This is a genomic window from Zunongwangia pacifica, from assembly GCF_023499215.1.
Classification (GTDB): Bacteria; Bacteroidota; Bacteroidia; order Flavobacteriales; family Flavobacteriaceae; genus Zunongwangia; species Zunongwangia pacifica.
Window position 1 is genome coordinate 34,009 of record NZ_JAKHSK010000015.1, and the last position, 22,631, is coordinate 56,639.

22 protein-coding genes and 2 pseudogenes are annotated in these 22,631 nt (G+C 34.1%); 11 read left to right on the forward strand and 13 right to left on the reverse strand.

Going from position 1 to position 22,631, the window contains the following annotated elements; translation table 11 throughout:
* The 8 genes from L1967_RS11655 to L1967_RS11690 all read left to right on the forward strand — a co-directional run bounded on the left by L1967_RS11655 (position 1) and on the right by L1967_RS11690 (position 4,298).
* Positions 1-354, forward strand: coding sequence for a DUF6176 family protein (locus L1967_RS11655; RefSeq protein WP_249601803.1), 354 nt, complete (start codon positions 1-3; stop codon positions 352-354).
* 11 nt (positions 355-365) lie between these two features.
* The gene (locus L1967_RS11660; RefSeq protein ID WP_249601804.1) at positions 366-869 is read left to right on the forward strand and encodes a DinB family protein; all 504 of its coding nucleotides are present in this window, start codon (positions 366-368) and stop codon (positions 867-869) included.
* A gap of 6 nt (positions 870-875) precedes the next feature.
* Entirely contained in the window at positions 876-1,223 is a 348-nt protein-coding gene (locus tag L1967_RS11665) for a nuclear transport factor 2 family protein (RefSeq protein WP_249601805.1), read from the forward strand.
* Positions 1,224-1,227: 4 nt separating this feature from the next.
* Positions 1,228-1,878 (forward strand): cysteine hydrolase family protein, encoded by a 651-nt coding sequence (locus L1967_RS11670; protein ID WP_249601806.1) that lies wholly within the window; start codon positions 1,228-1,230, stop codon positions 1,876-1,878.
* Positions 1,871-2,422: a DUF1572 family protein gene (locus L1967_RS11675; protein ID WP_249601807.1), complete on the forward strand. Its 552-nt coding sequence runs from the start codon at positions 1,871-1,873 to the stop codon at positions 2,420-2,422. The genes L1967_RS11670 and L1967_RS11675 overlap by 8 nt, the downstream gene beginning before the upstream one ends.
* Positions 2,423-2,434: 12 nt before the next feature.
* On the forward strand, positions 2,435-2,773 hold the full coding sequence (locus L1967_RS11680; RefSeq protein ID WP_249601808.1) for a cupin domain-containing protein: 339 nt from the start codon (positions 2,435-2,437) through the stop codon (positions 2,771-2,773).
* 79 nt (positions 2,774-2,852) lie between these two features.
* Complete coding sequence (locus L1967_RS11685) at positions 2,853-4,061, forward strand: hypothetical protein (RefSeq protein ID WP_249601809.1); 1,209 nt, start codon at positions 2,853-2,855, stop codon at positions 4,059-4,061.
* A gap of 12 nt (positions 4,062-4,073) precedes the next feature.
* Entirely contained in the window at positions 4,074-4,298 is a 225-nt protein-coding gene (locus L1967_RS11690) for a hypothetical protein (RefSeq protein WP_249601810.1), read from the forward strand.
* 230 nt (positions 4,299-4,528) lie between these two features.
* Here L1967_RS11690 and L1967_RS11695 read toward each other — a convergent pair whose 3' ends face one another.
* The 5 genes from L1967_RS11695 to ric form a co-directional block, all read right to left on the reverse strand.
* Positions 4,529-4,978 carry a tetratricopeptide repeat protein gene (locus L1967_RS11695; RefSeq protein ID WP_249601811.1) on the reverse strand — a complete coding sequence of 150 codons (450 nt, stop codon included), beginning with the start codon at positions 4,976-4,978 and terminating at the stop codon, positions 4,529-4,531.
* An 828-nt stretch (positions 4,979-5,806) separates the two neighbouring features.
* Positions 5,807-6,403, reverse strand: a complete 597-nt coding sequence (locus L1967_RS11700) for a Crp/Fnr family transcriptional regulator (RefSeq protein WP_249601812.1) — start codon at positions 6,401-6,403, stop codon at positions 5,807-5,809.
* 46 nt (positions 6,404-6,449) lie between these two features.
* Positions 6,450-7,673, reverse strand: a complete 1,224-nt coding sequence (locus L1967_RS11705; protein WP_249601813.1) for a hypothetical protein — start codon at positions 7,671-7,673, stop codon at positions 6,450-6,452.
* A gap of 81 nt (positions 7,674-7,754) precedes the next feature.
* Positions 7,755-10,013 carry a nitric-oxide reductase large subunit gene (locus tag L1967_RS11710; RefSeq protein ID WP_249601814.1) on the reverse strand — a complete coding sequence of 753 codons (2,259 nt, stop codon included), beginning with the start codon at positions 10,011-10,013 and terminating at the stop codon, positions 7,755-7,757.
* Positions 10,014-10,096: 83 nt separating this feature from the next.
* Entirely contained in the window at positions 10,097-10,825 is a 729-nt protein-coding gene (ric, locus tag L1967_RS11715; protein ID WP_249601815.1) for an iron-sulfur cluster repair di-iron protein, read from the reverse strand.
* 406 nt (positions 10,826-11,231) lie between these two features.
* On the opposite strand from ric, the pseudogene L1967_RS11720 reads away from it, so the two are divergent.
* Positions 11,232-11,458 (forward strand): annotated as a pseudogene (locus tag L1967_RS11720) (IS3-like element ISLbl1 family transposase); the annotation flags it as partial.
* 107 nt (positions 11,459-11,565) lie between these two features.
* Here the strand turns inward: L1967_RS11720 and L1967_RS11725 are convergent.
* The 8 genes and pseudogenes from L1967_RS11725 to L1967_RS11760 form a co-directional block, all read right to left on the reverse strand.
* A complete protein-coding gene (locus L1967_RS11725; protein WP_249601816.1) occupies positions 11,566-12,348 on the reverse strand; it encodes an ABC transporter permease in 783 nt (260 codons plus the stop codon).
* Positions 12,341-13,048, reverse strand: a complete 708-nt coding sequence (locus tag L1967_RS11730; RefSeq protein WP_249601817.1) for an ABC transporter ATP-binding protein — start codon at positions 13,046-13,048, stop codon at positions 12,341-12,343. Before L1967_RS11730 ends, L1967_RS11725 begins: the two co-directional genes overlap by 8 nt.
* Positions 13,042-14,313: a nitrous oxide reductase family maturation protein NosD gene (locus L1967_RS11735; protein ID WP_249601818.1), complete on the reverse strand. Its 1,272-nt coding sequence runs from the start codon at positions 14,311-14,313 to the stop codon at positions 13,042-13,044. Before L1967_RS11735 ends, L1967_RS11730 begins: the two co-directional genes overlap by 7 nt.
* The gene (locus tag L1967_RS11740; RefSeq protein ID WP_249601819.1) at positions 14,306-14,716 is read right to left on the reverse strand and encodes a nitrous oxide reductase accessory protein NosL; all 411 of its coding nucleotides are present in this window, start codon (positions 14,714-14,716) and stop codon (positions 14,306-14,308) included. Before L1967_RS11740 ends, L1967_RS11735 begins: the two co-directional genes overlap by 8 nt.
* 5 nt (positions 14,717-14,721) lie before the next feature.
* A complete protein-coding gene (locus L1967_RS11745) occupies positions 14,722-15,327 on the reverse strand; it encodes a hypothetical protein (protein WP_249601820.1) in 606 nt (201 codons plus the stop codon).
* Positions 15,328-15,402: 75 nt separating this feature from the next.
* Entirely contained in the window at positions 15,403-17,370 is a 1,968-nt protein-coding gene (gene nosZ, locus L1967_RS11750) for a Sec-dependent nitrous-oxide reductase (RefSeq protein WP_249601821.1), read from the reverse strand.
* 109 nt (positions 17,371-17,479) lie between these two features.
* Complete coding sequence (locus L1967_RS11755) at positions 17,480-17,992, reverse strand: c-type cytochrome (protein ID WP_249601822.1); 513 nt, start codon at positions 17,990-17,992, stop codon at positions 17,480-17,482.
* Between the two features lie 353 nt (positions 17,993-18,345).
* Positions 18,346-18,605, reverse strand: a pseudogene (locus L1967_RS11760) (methionine synthase); the annotation flags it as partial.
* Here L1967_RS11760 and L1967_RS11765 point away from each other — a divergent pair.
* Together L1967_RS11765 and L1967_RS11770 are read left to right on the forward strand one after the other, a co-directional pair.
* Positions 18,582-18,911: an Lrp/AsnC family transcriptional regulator gene (locus tag L1967_RS11765; protein ID WP_249601823.1), complete on the forward strand. Its 330-nt coding sequence runs from the start codon at positions 18,582-18,584 to the stop codon at positions 18,909-18,911. The pseudogene L1967_RS11760 and the gene L1967_RS11765 overlap by 24 nt on opposite strands.
* A 2,417-nt stretch (positions 18,912-21,328) precedes the next feature.
* Positions 21,329-22,327, forward strand: coding sequence for an IS110 family RNA-guided transposase (locus tag L1967_RS11770; RefSeq protein ID WP_249601824.1), 999 nt, complete (start codon positions 21,329-21,331; stop codon positions 22,325-22,327).
* Positions 22,328-22,631: the final 304 nt, after the last annotated feature.

The following is a 22,631-nucleotide window of genomic DNA, read 5'->3' on the forward strand; positions in this document are numbered from 1 at the left end:
ATGGAAAGAAAACTCTTCAAATACCGTATTCTACCTGAAAAAGTTGAGCAATTACATCAATGGATGCAAACGCTTAACAGTAGAAAAGAAGAATTATTGCAAACCATTGAAAACGAAAAAGTCTATATCGAAAACATTTTTTTTTCGGAAGAAGAAGGTTTTCAGTGGTTGTATTTCTATATGCTGGCAGACGATATTGAATTTGCGTTGGAACAGTATGTCAAAGGCATTTTTGAGATAGACCGAATTCATCTTGGTTTTGCCAAAGAATGCATTGACTTCAGTTATACAGCACCCGATTTTAAAGAAATGGTTTACATCTCTAGGGAAACCGATAGAATTATAAATGATTAAAAAGGATAAGTATGGAAATAACCAATATGGAAAATTTTCTGGAGTACTACGAAAAAATCAGGCAACGCACCAATCGCCTGATTGCCGTTATTCCACCGAAATATATGGATTGGGCATACAAGCCCGGCAAATTTACCATTGCCGACCAGATACGTCATATTGCAGCAATAGAAAGATATATGTTTGCCGAAACCATTTTAGGAAAGCCATGTAGCTATAGCGGTTGTGGTAAAGAATTAGCAGATGGATACAATGAGATAATCGGGTATTTTAATGAGAAACACGAGGAAGCATTAGCCATTTTAAAAAAGCTTAGCAATGATGATTTGCAACGAAAATGCCTGACACCAGCCAATACACCTATTACGGTATGGAAGTGGCTTCGTGCAATGACCGAACACGAAATTCATCACAGAGCACAGCTTTATATTTATCTGAACCTGTTGGATGTAAAGACACCGCCAATGTTTGGATTGAGTTCAGAAGAAATTATTCAAAACAGTCGATTAAAATAAACGGATATGAATACAGATTTTGCACAGGAGTGGCTCATGGCGTGGAACAGTCACGATTTGAATAAAATAATGGAGCATTACAGCGAAAAAATTGATTTTGTATCTCCTATTATCCAGCAAATGGGAATAAACGCAGAAGGTAAAATTTCCAATAAAAGTGATTTAAAGGATTATTTTTCAAAAGCCCTGCAAAAATACCCCGACCTGCACTTTGAATTATATCACGAACTCAAAGGATCTCATTCAATCGTTTTGTTTTACCGAAGTGTAAATAACTCCTTTTCGGCAGAATATATGGAATTGAATAATGAAGGAAAAGTAAGTAAAGTAAGAGTACATTATAAAATCCAGTAAGAAAATGGAATACACAAAAATGAATTGGAATAGGAGTGCCTTGATCATCATTGACATGCAAAAGGATTTTGCAAAAAAAGATGGTGCATCATATATACAGGGAACCGAAGACGTTACGGAAAATATTGCCAAACTGGCATCTGTATTTCGTAACTGCCAACTTCCGGTCATCCACGTCATTAGACTTTATAAAGAGGATGGCAGTAATGCTGAGCTATGCAGAAAGAGCTTGTTTCAAGATGGTAAAAAAATCGTTTCCCCGAGTAGTAATGGAGCTAAAATAGTTACGGAATTATTACCCGAAAATGCAGAAAATTATTCAGATATATCGCTGCTAAACGGTCAGATTATACCAATAGCCCCTTATGATTTTATAGTCTATAAACCTCGCTGGGGAGCTTTCTATAGCACACAATTAGATGATTGGCTTACCAGTCATCAAATCAATTCGTTGTTGATTGCAGGCTGCAATTTCCCCAATTGCCCCAGAACTACCATATATGAAGCTAGTGAAAGAGATTACCATATTAGTATTGTTCCTGAGACTATCTCCGGAATTTACCCCAAAGGTATCGATGAATTGAAAGGGATAGGTGTAGGTATTTGCTCCGTTAAAGAATTAAAAAATAGAATCAAAACTAAAAGAGATGAATAGTTATTTGGAAAGCATTAAAAAACAGTTTCTCTATTATAAAATGTTAGGAGAAAAAGCGATGGAACAACTAACTGAAGAACAATTGTTTTGGCAATACAATGAAGAAAGCAATAGCATCGCCATTCTAGTAAATCATATTGCAGGAAATATGTTATCAAGATTTACCGATTTTCTAACCACAGATGGAGAAAAGGGCTGGCGTAATAGGGATTCTGAATTTACGAATTCATTTTTGAACAAAACAGAAATGATGAACTATTGGAATAAAGGATGGGAATGTCTCTTAACTACGCTTGAACAATTATCAGAAAAAGACTTGGAAAAAATTATTTATATACGGAATGATGGCCATACCGTAGTAGAAGCCATTAATAGACAATTAGCTCACTACCCATATCATATTGGTCAGATGGTTTTCATTGCCAAAATTCTGAAAAACGAAGCGTGGAATACATTATCCATAGCCAGAAATAAATCAGGAGATTACAACAATCGAAAATTTTCACAGGAGAAAAGCAAAAGACATTATACAGATGACTTATAACCTCTAAAAATTATGATTACAAATACAGAAAATACCCCTCACTACACATGGGGAAATCATTGTGATGCTTGGACATTAATACAATCAGACCAAGTCATCATCAAAGAAGAAAAAATGCCACTAAATACGGAAGAACAAACACATTATCATAATGAAACTGCGCAATTCTTTTATATTCTTGAAGGCGTTGCAACATTTCTACTCAACAAAAAAGAAATTGTTGTAAAACAAAATGAAGGGATTAAAATTGAAAAAAAACAATCTCATAAAATTTGTAATAGACACTCAGAATACCTACGTTTTTTAGTGATATCATTTCCCGGCAATCCTATGGATAGAATCAATTTATAATCCTATAAAACAACCTGAATATTATAAAAAGGAAGAATATATAATTAACTGTAAGAATAGAGTCCGCAAACAAATTGTCTTGAAAAATGAACATCAATCATATCCTTTAGAATGGCTAGATTTACTTATTACAGTCACGCTCAACCCCTCCAAAACAGATATAGAGGCAATTACCGATGTGCAGTTAAATAATATTATCCTCCGAATTTCTGAGGAAAATCTTCGTTTACAACTACTCATAAAAAGCCAGGTCTTTTCCACAAACAAGGAAAATGAAATAAAACTGCTTATCAGACAATACCACTCTTCCTTTATCATATTATTAAATCAAACACTAGAAAATCAAAAAGCGGCAATCCCAAGGAAATTAATTTTAAAGAATACCTATAAAAACTTACTTGTAAATATTGACGAACTTCTTTCTTTCATAGAAACCCACTTTGCCAATTATCTAAGCCCTGAAGAAGAGGTCCCAGAAACCTATCTTTCGGTAACACGTAAAGAGCTCAGGAAAAAATTGGATAGATTAAAATCAAAACATAAAAGAATTACAAATCCTGTTATGGATATTGTATTAAAGCGATTATATCGTTTTACAGACACCAACTTGAGATATAAAATAGCTTTTAGAGATATTTTTTACAAAAAAGATCTGGTACGGGGGTTGGAAGAAATAGATTGGAATTCAGTAAATAATGAAGCTTTTTCTCCTATTGATGAGCTACTAATCTATTTAAATTTCAACAGTAAAGGCTACATTAATTTACTTACTGAACGTATTTCTCAATGTATTAATAGCTGTGATAATTCTATTGAGAAAATGGATAGATTGCTATACTATTACAAAGCTTTCAACCAATTACATCGCAAGCCAGGTTTAGTACTGAACCCTAACTATCATGATCTGGAAACAATTTTGGGAAATTGGTTTACACAAGAGATTCTTTACCTAGAAAAGAAATTACATCTATCAGTTGTCCCGCTGCAAAGTAAAAAGGAAAACCCAGTAGAAAAGCAATCAACCGCAAAGGAGAAGCAGAAAGTGCTTTGTATGCTTTCTACTGACCAGATAGGGCTTATCCTTCGTGCTTCCGATGAGCTACGAATATTGTTTGCAAAATCCATGAGCCAGGTATTTAAAACTATAGTCCCTCATTTATCAACCCCCTATAAAGAAGACCTGTCCTACGATGGTATGCGCAGCAAATCGTATGTAGCAGAAGAACGAGACAAACAAATAGCCATTGAAACCCTGGAGCGGATTATTAAAAAAATCGAGGAATATTAAAACCACTATACTATGAAAAAACTATTTCTCATATTCATTATCATCCCTGTGATTGGATGTCAAACAAATCAAAAACCTGATAAGGAGACTGTCTTAAAAAGAATCAATGATGATCTAAACTTTCCACGTACTATTGATTATGAAATCTTTTGTAGTGACCCCGATGGTACAAAACTCGAACCAATTAATAGAGGATTTAAAGCTTTTGGCAGGTATACTGGCTGTTTAACAAATTAATATACCCCTTTTAATTACTGCTTGCTATTTTGAATTTGGACTAAAATTTGCTGAAAATTTTGGTTCTCCGGATTCAAACTAATTAATTCCTGGCACACTTTTTTGGCTTGGTTTATCTTATTAAGCCGCATTAACCCAATTAACTTTACATACAATAATTCAGAATTATCAGGTAATTCCTGTAAAGCTCTATTTGTAACATTTAATGATTCTGAAAATTGCTGCTTTTGTTACAATTTTAGGGCGTAATTGTAATAAGCTCTAAAATTAAAGGGTTCTCGCTCACTCGCTTGTTTTAAGTAATTTAACGAAGCCTTGTCTTTTCCTAATTCATTAAACAGCAAACCTAACATATAATACGGGTAACTATTATCGGGCTCTTGTTTAATCACTTTATCGTATAATCTAGCTGCTCTTTTTATATCGTTTTGTTGATAGTATAAATAAGCAAGATTTAAACGTGCATTATTGTTATAATCATCAAAGGCTAAAGCGGTTTCATAGGCTTTAATAGCCTTCTTTGGATTATTTTTTAGATACTCGTATTCTGCTATCTCTTCTTGTCCACCTGAAAAATCGGCATTCATCTCTAAGAAATTTAAATATTCGGTATGCGCTTTTTTAAATGCTTTTTTGATAGAATCGCCTCCAAAAACTGATACATATTTGGCACTAAGCATTCGAACCAAACGAGATGAATCCTTTAACTTGAATATTTATACTTGAAAGAGGGAAAAATAAATATTATTAATAATATCCTGGAAGATCAAGAAACATTTTAATCTTCAAAATTAATTATGAAGATTAAAATATTCACAATGAATCCACAGTAAATCATCATTGCGGTAGAGATGCAAAAAAGGGCGAACAATTTTTCTAAGACCTGTGCTACATTTTTAAATTGATAAAATTGTTGTTCCACTTTTTTAGTAAGGAATTTTATGAAGTTGCTACTTTTACTCGGATATAATTAATTTATGCCCCATACTGGTTTCTATTGACTCTTTTTGCCCCTTAGATGATAGTTTCGTTTCTTATAGATGAGCAGCCAAAGATCTTGATCGTTTTTTTAAAACTTTTTATTGATTCAAAAATTTCTTTAGCTCCAACTCCAAAATCACCAAATTCTTTATCAATAGTTTTGGCATAGTGAAAATTCAAGTCGACATTGTGTTTGGTTAAAAACTGATTTGCTGAAATTTCCTTTTGGTTTTATATAAAAGATGAAGTAAATGATAATACTATCAAATTTCAGTTACATCCCCTTAAAGACATCTTTTTTAGATTATTAGAATTTGGAAAGGATGAATTTCATGGGAGATATTTCCATACCCTTAACTGACGAGTAATATTAAGCAAAAGGACATCGCTTGATAATTCCGTAGTTTTTGTAAAGAATGTTACTAAGCTAATAGATACGCACGCTTTTTTTAAATTTAAATACCTTCTAATAAATTTAATAGCGTTCATTGTATTTTACAAGCATATCATATTATCCAATTTCCATTTTATCGATAAACCTTTCTCGAAATAATTTTAAGTTCTCCTTTTTTCTCTAATGACTTCATGGCCCGGATCACCGTTTCTACACGTAAACCTGTCAAGTCAGCAATTTGCTGGCGGGTTAGATTTACTTTAAAACTGAAGGGAACTTCCTTTTTATGAACATGGTTTTTAAAATAATCAAGAATTCTTAAAATACGATGCTCTGGCTCTTGGCTAGAAATTTCTGAAACCATAATCGCTTTGTAAAAAAGTCTTTTAGCTAGTGTCTGGGTTATTTTAAGATGAATTTCCGGGTTTCTAGCAAGTAAATCGAGAAAATGTTTTTTTGACAATTTGAAAACTATAGAATTTACAATAGCTTCAGCATTAGCAGGATATTTTACATCTGCAAATAAAGGGGGTTCCCCAAAACTTTGCCCATCTTTAAAAATTCCTTGTATAAATTCTTTTCCGTCTAAATTATAATTATTCATTTTAATTTCACCGGAGATCACCTGGTAGTAATTTTGGGCCATCTCGCCTTCTCCAAATAACCGATCCCCTTTATTATATTCGCATTTTTGAGCACCAAATTCTAAAAGTATCCCTGTTTCGATCATTTTTTAGTTTTTATAAAAATAACTTGTTTTAGTATAAAATCACATCTCATTTTTCATTATCTCCAGTCGCTTTTCTTTTTAAATTCTGAAATAAAATAATCCCTATAGAAACAGGAATCAGCGCGCTAATCCCAACCAGTATCTCAAAATAATTGTTAAGTAAGCCCCATCTCATCCATAAGAATACACCTTTATAAAAAATTAAACCTTCCGATAATATAAAACCGGTAACATACAACCAAAATTGCCCGCGATTTATTTTTATAAAATTGAAATGATTTAAAAAACCGAATAGTGCTAAGCTTATAACACCCAAGAAGGTCCAGTGTAAATATCCGATCACAAAATCGGTATACTTAAAGGATAATTCAGCGAAAAAAGGCAATGCACTAAATAACTGAAGTAAAATTTTTATGCTTAAACATCCTGCGCTTATCTTCAATAATAAAGCGCTTATGACGGTAAGTTGATCTTGGAGGTATTTCCATATCTTTTTAATTATGTAAAAAAACTCAAAAAAAGCGGCCACTTGTAACATTGCGCCAAGTGCAGCAAGCCAGTAAAATATAGCAGGAGGTTTCAGCCATAAAACCGATAAGAAAAAACTGAAAACAATACCTGCATTTATTAACCAGAAAAAACGAAAAAATTTTTGTTTGGGAATATCGATTTTAACCCTTTCTGCAATAAAAAATAGTACTCCAATCAGCGCCAGGATAAACCATCCGTTATATTGAAAATGCAAATAAAAATAGATCGCTAATTTATACCATATCGAGGATTTACCCAGAGTACCCATTATCCCACCAACAGCCCAAGGACCAAGACTCGACAAAACCATATAGCAGAGTGCGGCCTTAACACACCAGTAGGAACAGCTTTTTTTAAAATTAGAGGGAACCTTTTTTAAAAAAAACCATGCCAGCAAATAAGAAGCAATTAGAAAAAGTGTTGAAAAAATAATAGAAAATAAAGCATAGCCCTGGAAGGGAAAGGAAAACATCATTCCTAAAATGCTCATATTGGTTAGCAGAAATATCTTTTGATAAGCTTTATCTACTACTTTTTCTGAAAAATACATTCTGTAAATAATGGTCGATATCGCCAAATATACCCAACCCAGTAAGGCTACGTGAGAATGTGCATGAACGATATATCGATAATTTACTAATACAGGCGTTACATAAAAAAGCCGAAGCAAGACCCCCATAGCTCCAACCATCAAAAAGTAAAGTAGTGCAATATTTATATGTTTCTTTAATTGAAGCATTCTCTAAAATATCCAAAAAAACCTGAATTCAATTCTTGTGATTTCAACAAGAATTGAATTCAAATTTTTTTATTATAATCATTATTCCAGCCTGCTTTTATTATCAGGAATATTTTTATCCTTTTTAAGACTAAATACAAAGCAAACAAAAGTTACTAAGCCTATGGCAAAAATAGTATCTCCTATCACTCTTAACCATTTAAGAACAGCCATTTCTGGTTGTTGCATAAATTCTGCCGACCTTGCATACCACATCCCGTGGTTTACACTGGCTACAGTTTGTAAAAGCCCAATTGGGAGCACACTTAATACAACCATCAGCAATAAACCTATATTAATACTCCAAAACGAAAAACGAAGTAATTTATCATTCCATATCTGGAAACGGTAAAGGCTGCGCAACACAAAAAGCATCAAACCAATTCCCAGCATTCCATAAACTCCAAATAAAGCGGTATGAGCATGGACGGCCGTGGTATTTAAACCTTGCATATAATATAAAGCAATTGGTGGATTAATCACAAATCCAAATATTCCTGCTCCCAGAAAATTCCAGAATGCTACAGCAATTAAGCAGTAAATAGGCCATTTATAATCTTTAATCCACCGGGTGGCGCGGCTTAATTTATAATTTTCATAAACCTCGTAACCAATAAGTACCAGCGGAACTACTTCTAACGCACTAAAGGTAGCACCCAGCGCCATTACCGCAGTTGGAGTCCCGCTAAAATAGAGGTGGTGAAAAGTACCTATAATCCCACCAGAAAGAAAAATAATAGTAGCTAGCAACACACTTAAAGTTGCAGTTTTTGTCCGTAACAATCCTAATCTTACAAATAGAAATACCGAGACGACCGTAGCAAAAACCTCAAAAAAGCCTTCTACCCAAAGGTGAACCACCCACCACCGCCAATATTCTGCAATTGACAGATTGGTTTGTCTACCCCACATAAGCCCTGCACCATAAAATAAAGCAATAGCGGCAGAAGATACCAGAAACATAATAAGTAGATTTTTTTCTGAAGTTTTTCTTCTTAAGACCGGTATTAATGGTCTCACCATAAGCGCAAGCCACACAAAAAGGCCCACAAATAAAAATATCTGCCAAAAACGTCCCAAATCTACATACTCATAACCCTGGTGGCCAAACCAAAAGTTTTCTACTAGCCCCAGTTTCTGCATAATTCCCATCCATTGTCCTACCATAGACCCCAGTACAATAATAAGCAGGCAGATAAATAAGAAATTAACTCCAAAAACCTGGAATTTAGGGTCTTTCCCAGAAACTGCGGGGGCTATATACAGTCCCGTGGCAAGCCATGCAGTTGCGATCCATAAAATCCCCAGCTGTACGTGCCAGGTTCGGGAAATGGAATAAGGTAAAATATCAGCCAGGTCAAGACCATAAAAAGCATCGCCTTCTACCCCATAATGTGCGGTAATCACTCCAAAACTTACCTGAATAAGAATCAATAAACTCACTACCCACATATATTTTTTTACAGCATACATCGATGAGGTAATATTTTGCCGCATTAGCGGATCTTCTTTGGGTATTTCTGGAGTTTCTTCTTCCTTAAGACGTGCATGATGAAAGATCATCACCCCCACTCCAAAAAGTAATAAAATGATACTGAATCCCGTCCAGATTATTAAATCGCCCGTAGCTTTATTCCCAATTAAATCATCTGCCGGCCAATTATGGGTATAAGTTACTTCACTATCTGGGCGTTCTGTAATTGCAGCCCAGGATGCCCAAAAGAAAAAGGCATTCATTTTATACATTTTATCCTGGTCTTTTATAGAATATTTTGGGATCGCGTAATCCGATCTTAATTCATCCAAATCAGGATTTCCCATAAATAGCCCCGCATAATAATCGCTTAAAAATGCAATTGCTTTGGCTCTTAAAGGAGAAATAGTAATCGTCCTATTTTTTTCGTCATAGGTGTTTTTCCTTATTTCTAGTTGTAAGCGCTTTTGCAGTGCAGCCTGCTGCTCTTCCCCTAACTGATCATAAGCATTGCCAAAATCTTCTCTAGCCCAATGATTTAAAAAAAATAATGCTTCCCGGTGAAGCCAATCTGCCGTCCAATCTGGAGCGGTATAAGCACCATGACCCCATATTGATCCTACTTCCTGCCCGCCTATACTTTGCCAGACATTCTGCCCATCTTTAATTTCTTGTCCATCAAAAATTTTTTCTCCATCAGTAGTTACAATTTTATTTGGTAGCGGAGGCGCTTCCTGATAAATTTTAAAGCCGTAATAGCCCAAAACTGCGAAAGATGCAATCATCACCAAAATAAAGGTGAGCCACAATTTTTTCTCTTTAGTCATATAAAAAGTTTAAAAAGAGACAAAACCAAAAGTTTTGCTTCAGATTAGGTATTTAATAAGTGAACCCAGCCAAAAAGGCTATATTATTCGGAATACTGAATCGTTTTTTCTAATTGAAGGGCTTTAGGAAACAAAATATTATTTTCCAGATGTATATGATGGTGAAGATCCTGTTCAAATTCATCTAATTTAGAGAAAAAAGCACGATAGGTATTGCAGGCACCTTCAGGTGGTGTATAGTTATTACTAAGCTTGGCAATTTTTCTTAAAATTTCGCCCGCTTCTTCGTGTTCAGCCTCCATCATTTTTATAGGATTATCTACTTTCTCAAATTGTGGATGAGCTAATTCGGTATTCTCAGTTTTGGACTGAAGCATTTTTTTGATAAAAGGAAATAAAATGAGCTCTTCTTTTCGTAAATGCCCGCTAAGCTCTGTAGCGACCATTGCAAAAAGCGCTTGGATTTCCAGCAATTCAGGATGGCCATCACCGTGTACTTTAGCTACTTTTGTACCGTATTGCACTAACATTGGGATACTTTCTTCAACATATCTATGATGGATATTGATAATATGATCGATTAAAAAATCCAACTCCCAGTTATTATAATCTGTAGCACGATCTTTAATATGATCAAGGTTTTGTAGATCTTGTGCTACATCTTCAAAAGAAACATTAGCACGATCACAGGCTTTTTGGATGCTAATCCCGCCACCACAGCAAAAGTCGATATTATACTTTTTGAAAACATGTGCGGCTTTAACATTTTGAGTAACCATTTGACCTACTGTTTTTGTTTGTAACATATTCATAACGATGATTTTTAAATTCTACGTTACAAAGTTGAAGAACTGCTGGCTTTTAAATTATGAGTGAACTCATAACAATTCTTTTAATCTAAAATATTTTAGGATAGATAGCCTAAAAGTTATTTTGGATATTTTTAGAGCAAAAAAAATTCTGTAAACATAGCAGTAAAAGAATTGTAACCGTTCCCACTGGAGAGATGACTATCTTCCACCTTAATTCATAATGAAACTGCTGATATACCCGAATCTTCCTGAGAAAATTATTTCATTTTCCATTGACTTGAACACAGAAGTTAAAAAATTAAATTATAAGTCAATTAGATAACTGAGAGCTTACTGAGCAGTTAGAGTCAGCAGCTCAGTTCACTCTAAAACATCTAAAAGAAGTATATTAAAATAGTATTAGGGAAAAGGAAACTGCTGGAACAATGCCGAAGCGGAATCCTTTTTTAAATCTCTAAAAGTAGATTGGGTATATTGGCATAAATATAAACTTAGATCAAAGGCATAATTATCTATCTTTCATTTCAATGGAAAGAAACCTGGTACAATATCAGAAGAAGCCATTCCTATTTAGGAAACAGAACCATTAAAGAATTTGAAATAGATATGCATCATCAAAAACTAGCAACATAGTCACTCAACTTAAAGTCCAGCTTTTTGTTGCAAGTTCATATAAAAATTCACCAAATTTTCAACTAGTTTGTTCAAGGTTTATAAGACTTCCATCTGAGGTAGTTTAGCTAAAAATCTTTTTTTTCAGAAATATATTTTATTCGCCAAACCGGTAAAATAACCCAACAAATTAATACTGAAAAAGATATGATAGTTCCTAAAGCTGTTCCAAAAAAATCTTTAAAAACAGCTCCGGTATATCCTAATAAAGCCGAGATGTCCAACTTCAGCAAAATAAGAATACGCGAAAGATCTATTGGATTAAGCATAATCGTGATTAAAGAAAACTTATCTAATGGATAATCCTGAAAATAAACTAATGCCACCAAAAAAAGTCCGTCATATACTATAGCCATAAACAACCATAGTAGAATCGCCAACCCAAAACCTTTTATCTTGTTTTCGTTGGATAAAGCGATATTTAAAGCCAATGCGGTAAATATTAAACTTAAAAATACTCCTGAAATTAATAGTGAGGCAAAATCCCAAATTGCACCAGATTGTAACACTCCATAAGCTATAAAAGGTAGGCCAAGGCCCAAAATAAGGCTAGTTGATAAAGATATGGCCAAACCAAAATACTGTCCTAAAAATATGCTGTTTCTACTAACTGGTAAGGCTAAAAGAAGTTCTGTAAATTCGCGCGAATTGTAAAAATACATCACCCCAAAAATGGTACTGATAAGCGGTACTAAAATAATGATAACATTCATTAAGGTAATTACCGCATTAGACAGATCGTTATTTAAAAAAAGTAATACAACTCCTAAAAGCAAATAGAAAAAGAAGTATACGTAACTCCAGCGGCTACGGGATAAATCGTAAAAGCTATACTTTAATATTTTAAGCATGATTACTGGTTAAAATGTTGGCAATTGCATGTTCAAAATTTGGCTCTCCGGTTACGGTTTTTAAATCGTTCACCGTGCCTTTAAAATAAATTTTACCTTCTAGTAAAAAAATAATTCTATCTGATATTTCTTCCACAAAACTCATAATATGGGAGGTGATAAGTATGGTTTTCCCCTTTACTTTTTCTTGCTGAATAAGCTCCCTTAACCGGATAAGTGAAACAGGGTCTAGTCCAGAAGTTGGTTCATCCAGAATAATTAGAGGGCTATCAAACATAAAGCATAAAACTAAATTTACTTTTTGCCGGCTCCCACCAGAAAGCTTACCAAGCTTTTTATCTAGATAAGGTTCTAACTTAAAAAGTTGAATTAATTCCTTATCTCGTGTGGACTGGCCACGAAGATCCTTTACCATTTCGATAAGTTCTTTCACCTTTAAATTGCTAGGGAAATTAGCAATTTGCGGTAAATAATCGATTTTTTGTCGGTAACCATAGCGTTTATGCACTTTACTATCAATTACTTTTATTTCTCCCTGCTGTGGCAACACCATCCCTAAAATGCTTTTTATTAAAGTAGTCTTTCCAGAACCATTAGGGCCTAAGATAGCGATAATGCCTGCTTCTGTAATCTGGAGGTTTAAGCCATTTAAAACCTTTAGGTTCCCAAATTGTTTATGAAGATTTGTAATTGTTACCATACTATCTTTTTCATTTTAGGTTGTTTATCTATAAGATCTGCCGGAGTAAAAATAGGAGAGACTTTTTCTGAAAAATTAAGCAGATCAATAAACATACTTCTTAAAAGTATAATTGCTTCAGGGGTTTTATTTACCACGTAAGAGAATAAACTTACCGGCCTAAAAGGAACATCACCAATCCCATCTTTATCCAAATCGTAACCAGAATAATTACTCCAATAATTGTTCAGAAATTCATTATTATTAAGTTTCCCGGTGTAAGCAACATCAAAAGAGTTGTATAAGAAATTGTTTCGCTTAAATTTATTATCGTAAACCGCACCACGTATTCTTACGGCATAACCATTATTTTTGAAATCATTTTCCAGAAAATCTATGCGATTAGTATTATCGGCACTAATTGCAATGGTATTATCTTCAAAATTGTTATTTTTTAATGTTGAATCTGTTATTTCTTTAAGCAGAAGTCCGTACGAAGCACTACCCCAGTTTTTCCTGAAGTGATTATGCTGCATATCAATAAATTTTGAATACATTACTGCTACACCGGCACCATTATTTTCAAAAACGTTGGATTTATATAAATCATTATTCGAGAACATAAAATGCAGTCCATACCGTAAATTATTTTTACAGGTATTATTGATGATTTTCGATTTATCTACAAATTCAAAATAAATACCATCTCTTAAACCTTTTACCGTATTATTTTTTACAAGTATATTTTCAGATTTCCAGATATGTATACCGTTGCCAGAAGTTGCCTGTTCTTTTGAATTACTTTCAATTCTATTCCCTGAAATAATCCCTTCTGAAGATCTTTCAATTAAAATTCCAAAAAAAACATCGTCCAAAATGTTGTTTTTTAATTCAAATTTTTTGCCTTCAGAAATCAGAATGCCTGCAAAATCCTTAGTATGACTGGTGCCTACATTGATAATTTTCAAAGCTTCAACAGAAAAATTCTCAGCCTTAATTTTTAAACCCATCCCCCCCATTTCAGCATCAATCACCGGATAATTTTCGCCTTTTATATGTAAAGCCTTATCAATAATAACATCGTGTTCTTTATAAATTCCGTTTTTTATGAAAATAGTATCGTTTGCTTCGGCTTGTTGAATGGCTGTCTGTAGACTATTAACTTCACAGTTTTCACAAACTATTATTTTTTGTGCTGCGATATTTTCAATCATAAAACCAATAAGCGCAACACATAGAAATTTAGATTTCAGATAAAAAAAAACACGATGTAATTGTTTAATCATGGTCGCTATATTTTTCTTGAAGTTCATTCCAACTCCACAATTTTCCTGCTTTATTGCTTTTATCCTTAAATGCTGCAATGTTACCTCCCATTGGTGATTTTATACTGTCGTTTATTACAAACATCGCTTTATAAGCATTTAGCATTTCCCCAGGATTTTTATAATCTGAAACTAGATTCGTAGCGATTGTATATTGATTTTGTAATTGATCCTGTAGCATGCACTCTATGGCATCGTATTTATATTGTTTGCCTTTATCTGTTACCGCCTGGCTTGCAAAAGATTGGTCTACAATCGTCATTTCGCAAAAATCGCAATGATCGTTACCATAATTAATAGCCTGCGGTTTGGTATTACAAGCGGCCAAAATCAGTAAAATGCTTATAAAAAATAGCTTTTTCATCAGTTTCAGTTTTTTACACGTTTAGCGGTCCACCACGAGATTAAAACGCATAACATCCCTAATAACATAAAATAAGCTCCTCCACGAGGATAAGAATGTGCCGTAAAATTCAGTATTTTTTGGGATCCAAATAGGGGTGGCTTGTAACTTAAAGGATTACCCTGAGCATCGGTTAACTTAAGAATCGCTTTAGGATCTAGATTGGTTCCATAATTGATAAGCCAGGTATTAAAATCTATCATTCCTAATATTCCCAACACCAGCATTAAAATAAACCACCCTAAAAACCAGTTGACATTTATTTTTTTTAAATATCCTAAAATACCTAATAAAATCCCCAACGCTGCCATAATTCCAATCACTATGGGAAATATGTTGAACTCCCACATTTCAGATGGAGTTGGTATTTTTTTCATACCGATATAATGGTTCACTCCGTCTATATTCTGGATATCGAATTCTTCTTCTCCTTGAATTCCGCCTATGTAAATATCCATTCCCAAAGGATCGGGATACTGTGGTGCCTCAAGTTGGATATTCCAAAGCGGAAATACAAAGAGGCCAAGTAATAAAGCAGAACCAATAATCATTAAAATTCCTGATTGCTTCATGAGTAAAAGTTTTTAAAAAGCAGGCAAACCGCAATTTGCCTGCTTTTCCCTCTAACTAAATTTCAACAAATTAGATTACTTAATTTCTTCGTCATCTAATGTCCATTTTAATGGAACATTGGCATTTTTACCAGAAACCCTTATATAACCCTGCATTTCCTGATGAAGTGCCGAGCAGAAATCGGTACAATAAAACGGCCATACACCTTCTCGTTTTGGTTCCCAGATAATGGTTTTAGTTTGGCCTGGCATAATCAATAGCTCAGATGTATTTGCTCCAATCATGGCAAAGCCGTGCGGAACATCAAAATCCTGTTCTAAGTTTGTTACATGAAAGTATACTTTATCCCCTACTTTAATACCCTCTAGGTTATCTGGGGAAAAATGGCTTCTTACGGTAGTTAAATAAATATGCACTTCGTTGCCATCCCTTTCCATCCTGGTTTCAGATTCCTGTTTTGCGGCATATTTGTGTTCGTTTTCATCTAAGCGATAAATTTTTCTGGATTTCGATTTAATAATTTCAGCTGGGATACCTGCGGCGTAATGAGGTTCTCCATGAGTTGGAAAATCTAAAAGTAGTTCCATTTTATCCCCAGAAATATCAAATAATTGTGCAGAATGTTCTAATTCTGGGCCAGTTGGTAAATAGCGATCTTTTGTGATTTTATTTAGAGAAATCATGTATTTACCAAAAGGTTTTCTGGAATTCCCACCGGGAATCATAAGATGCCCTACACTGTAATAGCTGGGTTGGCGATCTAATACTTCAAAGGTTTTAAGGTTCCATTTTACAACTTCAGAAGAAATAAAAAACGTAGTATAGGCATTTCCTTTCCCGTCAAACTCGGTATGCAAAGGTCCTAAACCACCCTCTTTAACGGTGCCTGCTAAAGTCGATTCAAAATTAAGGATAGGAATACCATAAGCATCACCATCAAAATCTTTATTTTCTATAGCTTTTAGCATTTTGGAAAAAGAATGTACGGTAAGATTTGTTGATAGTTTCCCGTTACCTACAATATATTCGCCAGAAGGATCTACATCACAACCGTGTGGAGATTTTGGTGTAGGCATAAAAAATACTGCATCTTCTACCTTTCTTGGATCTACACGCAGCACCTTTTTTTCAATCGTACTGGTTGCGGTTTGCGTATGATGATCGAAAACATTGTGTGCATATTTCGCCTCAATTTCTTCACCACCACCATCTTTTACGTATTGCTGAATTTTCTTCCAGTTAATCGCGGCAATAAAATCTTTATCGTTTTGGGAAGCATTTACTTCCTGCATGGTGTGCGCTTCTTCTGTATTATAGGTAGTAAAGAAAAACCAGCCATGAGAATCGCCACGCCCGGGATGAGAAAGATCATAATTAAAACCAGGCATATCCAATTGAAAATCGATATTCATCCTACCTTCATCATTAATAGCAATAAAAGTAAGTGGTCCTTTAAAATTGCCTTTCATTTTATCGATAGCCATATCTTCCTGTGGGTAAGGAATAGAAAAACGGGTACCCGCAACGATATACTCCGAATTTTCTGTAACATAAGCAGAAGAGTGATTCCCTGCGCTATGCGGAATTTCAATGATTTCTTCAGTTTCAAAAGTTTCCAGGCTAATACGGGCTATTCTTGGCGTATTATTTTCATTTATAAAAATCCATCGCCCGTCCAGCTCGCCATTCGTTTGCGAAATATCAGGGTGGTGCGCATCTCCCCATGGCACCATACCAAATGAGGTATTTAGCATAGGTGCTGTTTCTTCTGAATAGCCATAACCATTGGTAGGAAATTGCGAAAAAACAGGAATTTCTTTAAGCATTCTTCCGGAAGGCAAACCATAGACGGTTAAATTACCGCTGTAGCCCCCAGATAAAAATGCATAATATTCATCATGTTCTCCCGGGGCTACATAAACACGTTCTGCCGCATTAGAAGTAATAGCGCCAGATTTTTTTGAAGCCGAATCCTGGTTGCCGCAGGATTGTAAAATAAGCCCAATAATACCCAAGATCGTGAGTGAAATATATCTTTTCATTAGGTTTAATTTTTAAAATAGTTTGATTAGTGAAATAGGTATGTAAATTTTAGCTACTCCATGGAAGTGGCCAAACGGGGATTATTATAATTGCTGAAAATGGCTAAAATTAATTAGCTTTATCGTGTTCTCTAAAGTATTCTAAGATTGCTCGTGCTTCCTCTTCATTAAGACCTTGGTTAGCCATCATTGCCATGTTCGATACTACCATAAGTTGCTTGGCAATAGGATCTTCTTTTATCATTTTTTCAGGGCTAAGAATCATGTTCATAATCCATTCTGGCGAGCGGCGTTCTGTAACTCCGCCTAAAGATGGACCTACAAATTTCTTATCCATTTTATGGCAAGCGGTACACATTTTACTAAAAACCTCGCTGCCGGTTTTGGCCATTTCAGTATCGATATTAGAAGAAATAGATACCGATTTTATGGGACCAACTCCCTTGTTGGACATATCGACCTCAACCTTAGCCGAAGACTTTTTTTCTACTTTTTCGGTCCCGGGTGAACCATAATCGTTAAGACGGATGCCGTCTTCGTCCTTTTTTTTATCTGAATTTCCGCAGCTTGCCAAACAAAGTGCTAAAACAACGCCCAACCCAGTTTTTACAATTGATTTCATAAATAATCTGTTTTTAAAATCTGATAGTAAAACTAAAGGATATGTTAATTTTGTTTTATGATTTGAGTCATAAAGGAATAACAGCTAAATAGAGGCTATAAAACAAAAAAATCAATGCTACGCCTGCACTGACCATCTCCCCCAGCGAAACAGGTTCTTTAACCAATCCAAGCTGGAGTAAAAATAGGCCAGTAGAACCATCATGCCTATCATTAACAGAAAACTGTCGAAACCTACTTTACTTAATATTACTAATAACTTCTTCAATGTCCTCTTTCTATACTTTTTGGTTGATCCTAAATTATTTATCAATTCATACATTAGAACTAAATCCCAAATTCTTTGCGTATAATTTAAGCTTCTGTACTCAAAGCACTTAACTTCACTCTGGCTACGTTTCTGAACGAAGGTGCCATACCACAGTTGGTACAGGGATAAAGGTTTTCGATATCTACAAACTCAAGAACTTTACGCAATGTATCGGCCACTTTTTCGGGGGTTTCGATAGCATTCGTTGCTACATCAATTGTGCCCACCATAACTTTTTTTTCGCACACAGTTCAATTAAGTCAATAGGTACGTGTGAGTTATGACATTCCAATGGCACCGCATCAAACGCTTGGAAAGGGAAGGAATAATCAAAAAATACGTGGCATTGGTGGAAGCAGAAAAAGTTGAAAAAGGACTTATCTTTTTCTGCGATATTACTCTAAAAGAGCATACTAAAGAAATAGACCATCAATTTGTTATAGATATCACGGCTTCCAAGTATGTCTGTGAGTGTTATAATATTTCAGGGGAATATAATTTTAGATTAAAGGTGATGGTAAAGGATATAAAACATTATCAAGATTTTGTATTCAATGATTTAGGTTCAATTAAAACATTGGAAATGCCCAAAATACATTTGAGGGTGTAAAACACGCCTGTGCTGTGCCACTTTAAATTGTAATACCATTCACGAATCAGCTATTAGATCTTGTTTTACGTAAAGAGCATAATTAAACACTTCAAATATGAGGTTTCTTATACTGTATCATCTTTGTCTATTGTATTGAATGGTTTCATTGTAGTTTGCTACAATCGTATAATTTTATAGTTTCCAATCATTGATGTTGAATTTTATTCAGTCAAAACAGCAATCTTTGTCACTTTTTGCTTTTTCAAAACATTCCCGACCTTCTTTAAAAACAAAATAGGAAAGACCGAGTGTTCTTTTACTGTAAATGTATGGAATCTCGAACAACTCATAAATACCTCTGCTTACAAAAAGGATTATGGAAATGTATACACAGATCACGATACAATTCGTATCAACCAAAATCGGTGCAAAATTAAGTTGTCTTTCATTCAACGCTTCTTTTCCACATCCCCAAAATCCACATCATTAGGATTGAAATTATTGAAACAACTACACCCCAGAATATTGTGAATGGTTTATGCCTTGTCCAAATATTGTAAATCCTGGTAATGACAAGCCAAAAAACCAAAATATAAAACGCAATTCCCATAATTCTTAATGCTGTTCGTTCGAAATTATCTAGTTTGCTATGGGAATAATTCTGAATTCTTACGTGCATATGGGCTATTCCAAATCCTAAAATAATCTCGATAAAACTATCGGATCCGAAACCAAAAGTGCAAGGCTTTCATCTTCAAATCCCAGATATGTCGAAATTAAATCTTCTGCAACATTATAAACTATCGTAAACAGGGCCAGGCCAAAAGCTATTTTGTATAAGGTTTTGTTGTTCATCATATTAGTCATCTTCACAGTATTCTCTTTAATAATTACTCCGTGAATGAGTTCATAAAGTAGACAGAAATGCCACTAAAAGGATACAAAAACTTTGGTTCGAATACCATGAGCTCATCCTTTTGAAAAGTTCGAACCATACTAAAAAAAGTAATAAATAGGAATTTTGAGATAAAAATTGAAGAATTTACTAACGAAAGAGAAGGTTTTAAAAAAAAGGGATGCTAAAATAGCATCCCTTTTTGTGACCCCGGCAGGATTCACCGATGTCACAAAAAGCCTGTAAATGCTAAAGATTTTTTTCTATGTTGACGATTTGTGAACCACAAATTTGTGCTTTTTTGTTTCGTCTTGATAAAGATAATAATATTCTAATTAATCTGAAATTAAGTTTTTTATCCTTAACATTTCCTCTTTTTGATTAAATATATGGTATCGTGAAAACAATTACTTGTCCTAAATAATTCTATTTGTGCTTTTGCATTCCCTTTTTTGAGCCAAACATATCCTGTAGATTCAGAATCGAATCAAGGATTTATAAATAGGTTATAACCGGCTTTATGCAATCCGTCGATTCTGAGTCTATTTCTTTGGCAAGAAAAAAGGGAATGCAAACTAAAAAGTGTAACGAAAAGATTTTTTGAAGTTTCCAGGCGGATGCAAATCGAACCAGTGAGGTTTGGGTCCAAGATATTCAAGCGCACCTCTTTTGCAGAATTGAGGTTTACCGAAACGAGGCAAATGTGGTAAGCGTATTTATTGTCAAGTAATCCATTTTTTACTAAAAAACCAACGCTTTTACTGTGCTTAAATCAATTTTTAGTAAAATGAGCTAAAATTTTGAACTCAGGTAATTTACTTAGTCCATCTTATCAACCCAATTGAAATTATATAATCGTCATTTTTGCATGAAAAATTTGCCTGTTTATAAGGATTCCGAAGTTTTTTCACGCAAAAATTAGATAAAATTCAATAGATAAAAAAATACAAGTAGCTTAAAATGAATGGATTATATTAGACGTAACATGCGCAGCGTGTTACCCTCTTGCTATTCCCTTAGTTTAGCTTTGTTATTTGTTTAGGGATTATTATTGGTTTAGATAACTTATCAACTAAGGCTCTTTTCTTTAAGTAATTCCCCATAATAATAAATAACGATCTAGCCGATAAAGGTGCTTTATACGCACTCCAAAGTTCGAGGCTTATTTATTAAAAATCCTTTATCGGTTTTCTCTGAACAGTATCAAATGGAAATCCAGGTTAAAGACCTAATTATTGGGGTTCGATAGGCATTCAGGTTAAACTCTTTACATTTCAACACTCTTGTTATACAATAAATTATAGTTATTCTCTTAGAGATAAAGATCTTTGTGATAGTGAATAACAATCAACCGGTTAAGGCGCTTGAATTGCTCTTCAAAGTTTTCAGACTTAGAACTATTGATTACATCCTTTCTCGGTTATTATCTGAAATAGCATCAGATGGAAATTCAGGATTTTAGGCCTATTAACAGGGATTAGATAAGCGTTCAGATTGTTGATTGTATTTCTTATTAATTGTTCATTTTAATTTTTTAATCATGGTCCATTCTAATTTTATTTACTTTGTCGGTATCGACATTTCTAAAAGTACTTTTGATGTTGCAATTATTGATCAGCATCAATCGCCCACCTCCTTTAAATTTCAAAATACAGGCAAAGGGGTGAATGCTTTTCTTCGGTTATTAAAGAATAAAAAGTATCCTTTACAAGATACTCTTATCTGTATGGAACATACCGGAGTGTATGGGCGGATCATTATAGCTAAATTGGCAGAAAAACAAGCTAATTTCTGTGTAGAGATGTCTTTGAGGATTGCTAAAAGCATCGGTATACAACGGGGTAAAAATGATAAGGTTGATGCTATACGAATAGCTAAGTATGCTGAAAAAAACAGTAATGAATTAGAGTTGTACACACCAATTCCTTTGGTATTGGAGAAGGTAAAACTATTGATTAAGATCCGTGAAAAATTGGTGCAATTTAAAGCTGATTTACAAAAGCATCCTAATGAAATGAAGGCTTTTGATCCAGAGCTGGGTAAACTCGCTGAGAAAAACATTAAAAAAACAATCAAATGTTTTACTAATGAAATTAAACGGATTGAGGAGGAATTAAAAGAGCTTATCCTTTCTGATAACCAGCTCAATAGTACCATAGGCTTGGTAACCTCGGTGACTGGAATAGGCACTATTACAGCTTTATATTTTACCATTTTTACAAATTTCTTTACTCGTTATACCAATCCGAAACAATTGGCTTGTTATTGTGGTGTTGTACCCTTTGAACATACTTCTGGATCAAGTGTTCACAAGCAATCCAAAACACATCCTATTGCTAACCAAACCCTCAAAAAACAACTACATATGTGCGCCCTTGCTGCTGTGCGGCACGATCCTGACCTAAAGGTCTATTACCACCGAAAAGCAGAAGAAGGAAAAAACAAAATGCTTGTTCTAAACAATGTTAGAAATAAACTAGTGCTACGTATATGTGCTGTTGTAAAAAGACAAAAACCTTATAAAAAGCAGGTAGCCTAAACTTACTTTTTGTGCCATATGATATTTATCCATTTTTATTTGGTTTTAACATGGAAATCCATTCATTCATTATTTTTAATTAAAATCAAATTTTTATTGATCAATATCTGGTGTATCTGCACTTCTTTATCAATTGAGAATGCATTTCTTAGAAAATTTTATCAAAACTATTAGGATCAAAATTCTAAAAAATGAGCAAAATCAATTTTATCGAATTGCTTCAATTTTGCTATAATGAATTGTAATTTTAAAACTAAAAAAAAGATTTACTTTTAAGCATTGTTAAAGCGAGACCAATCCGATA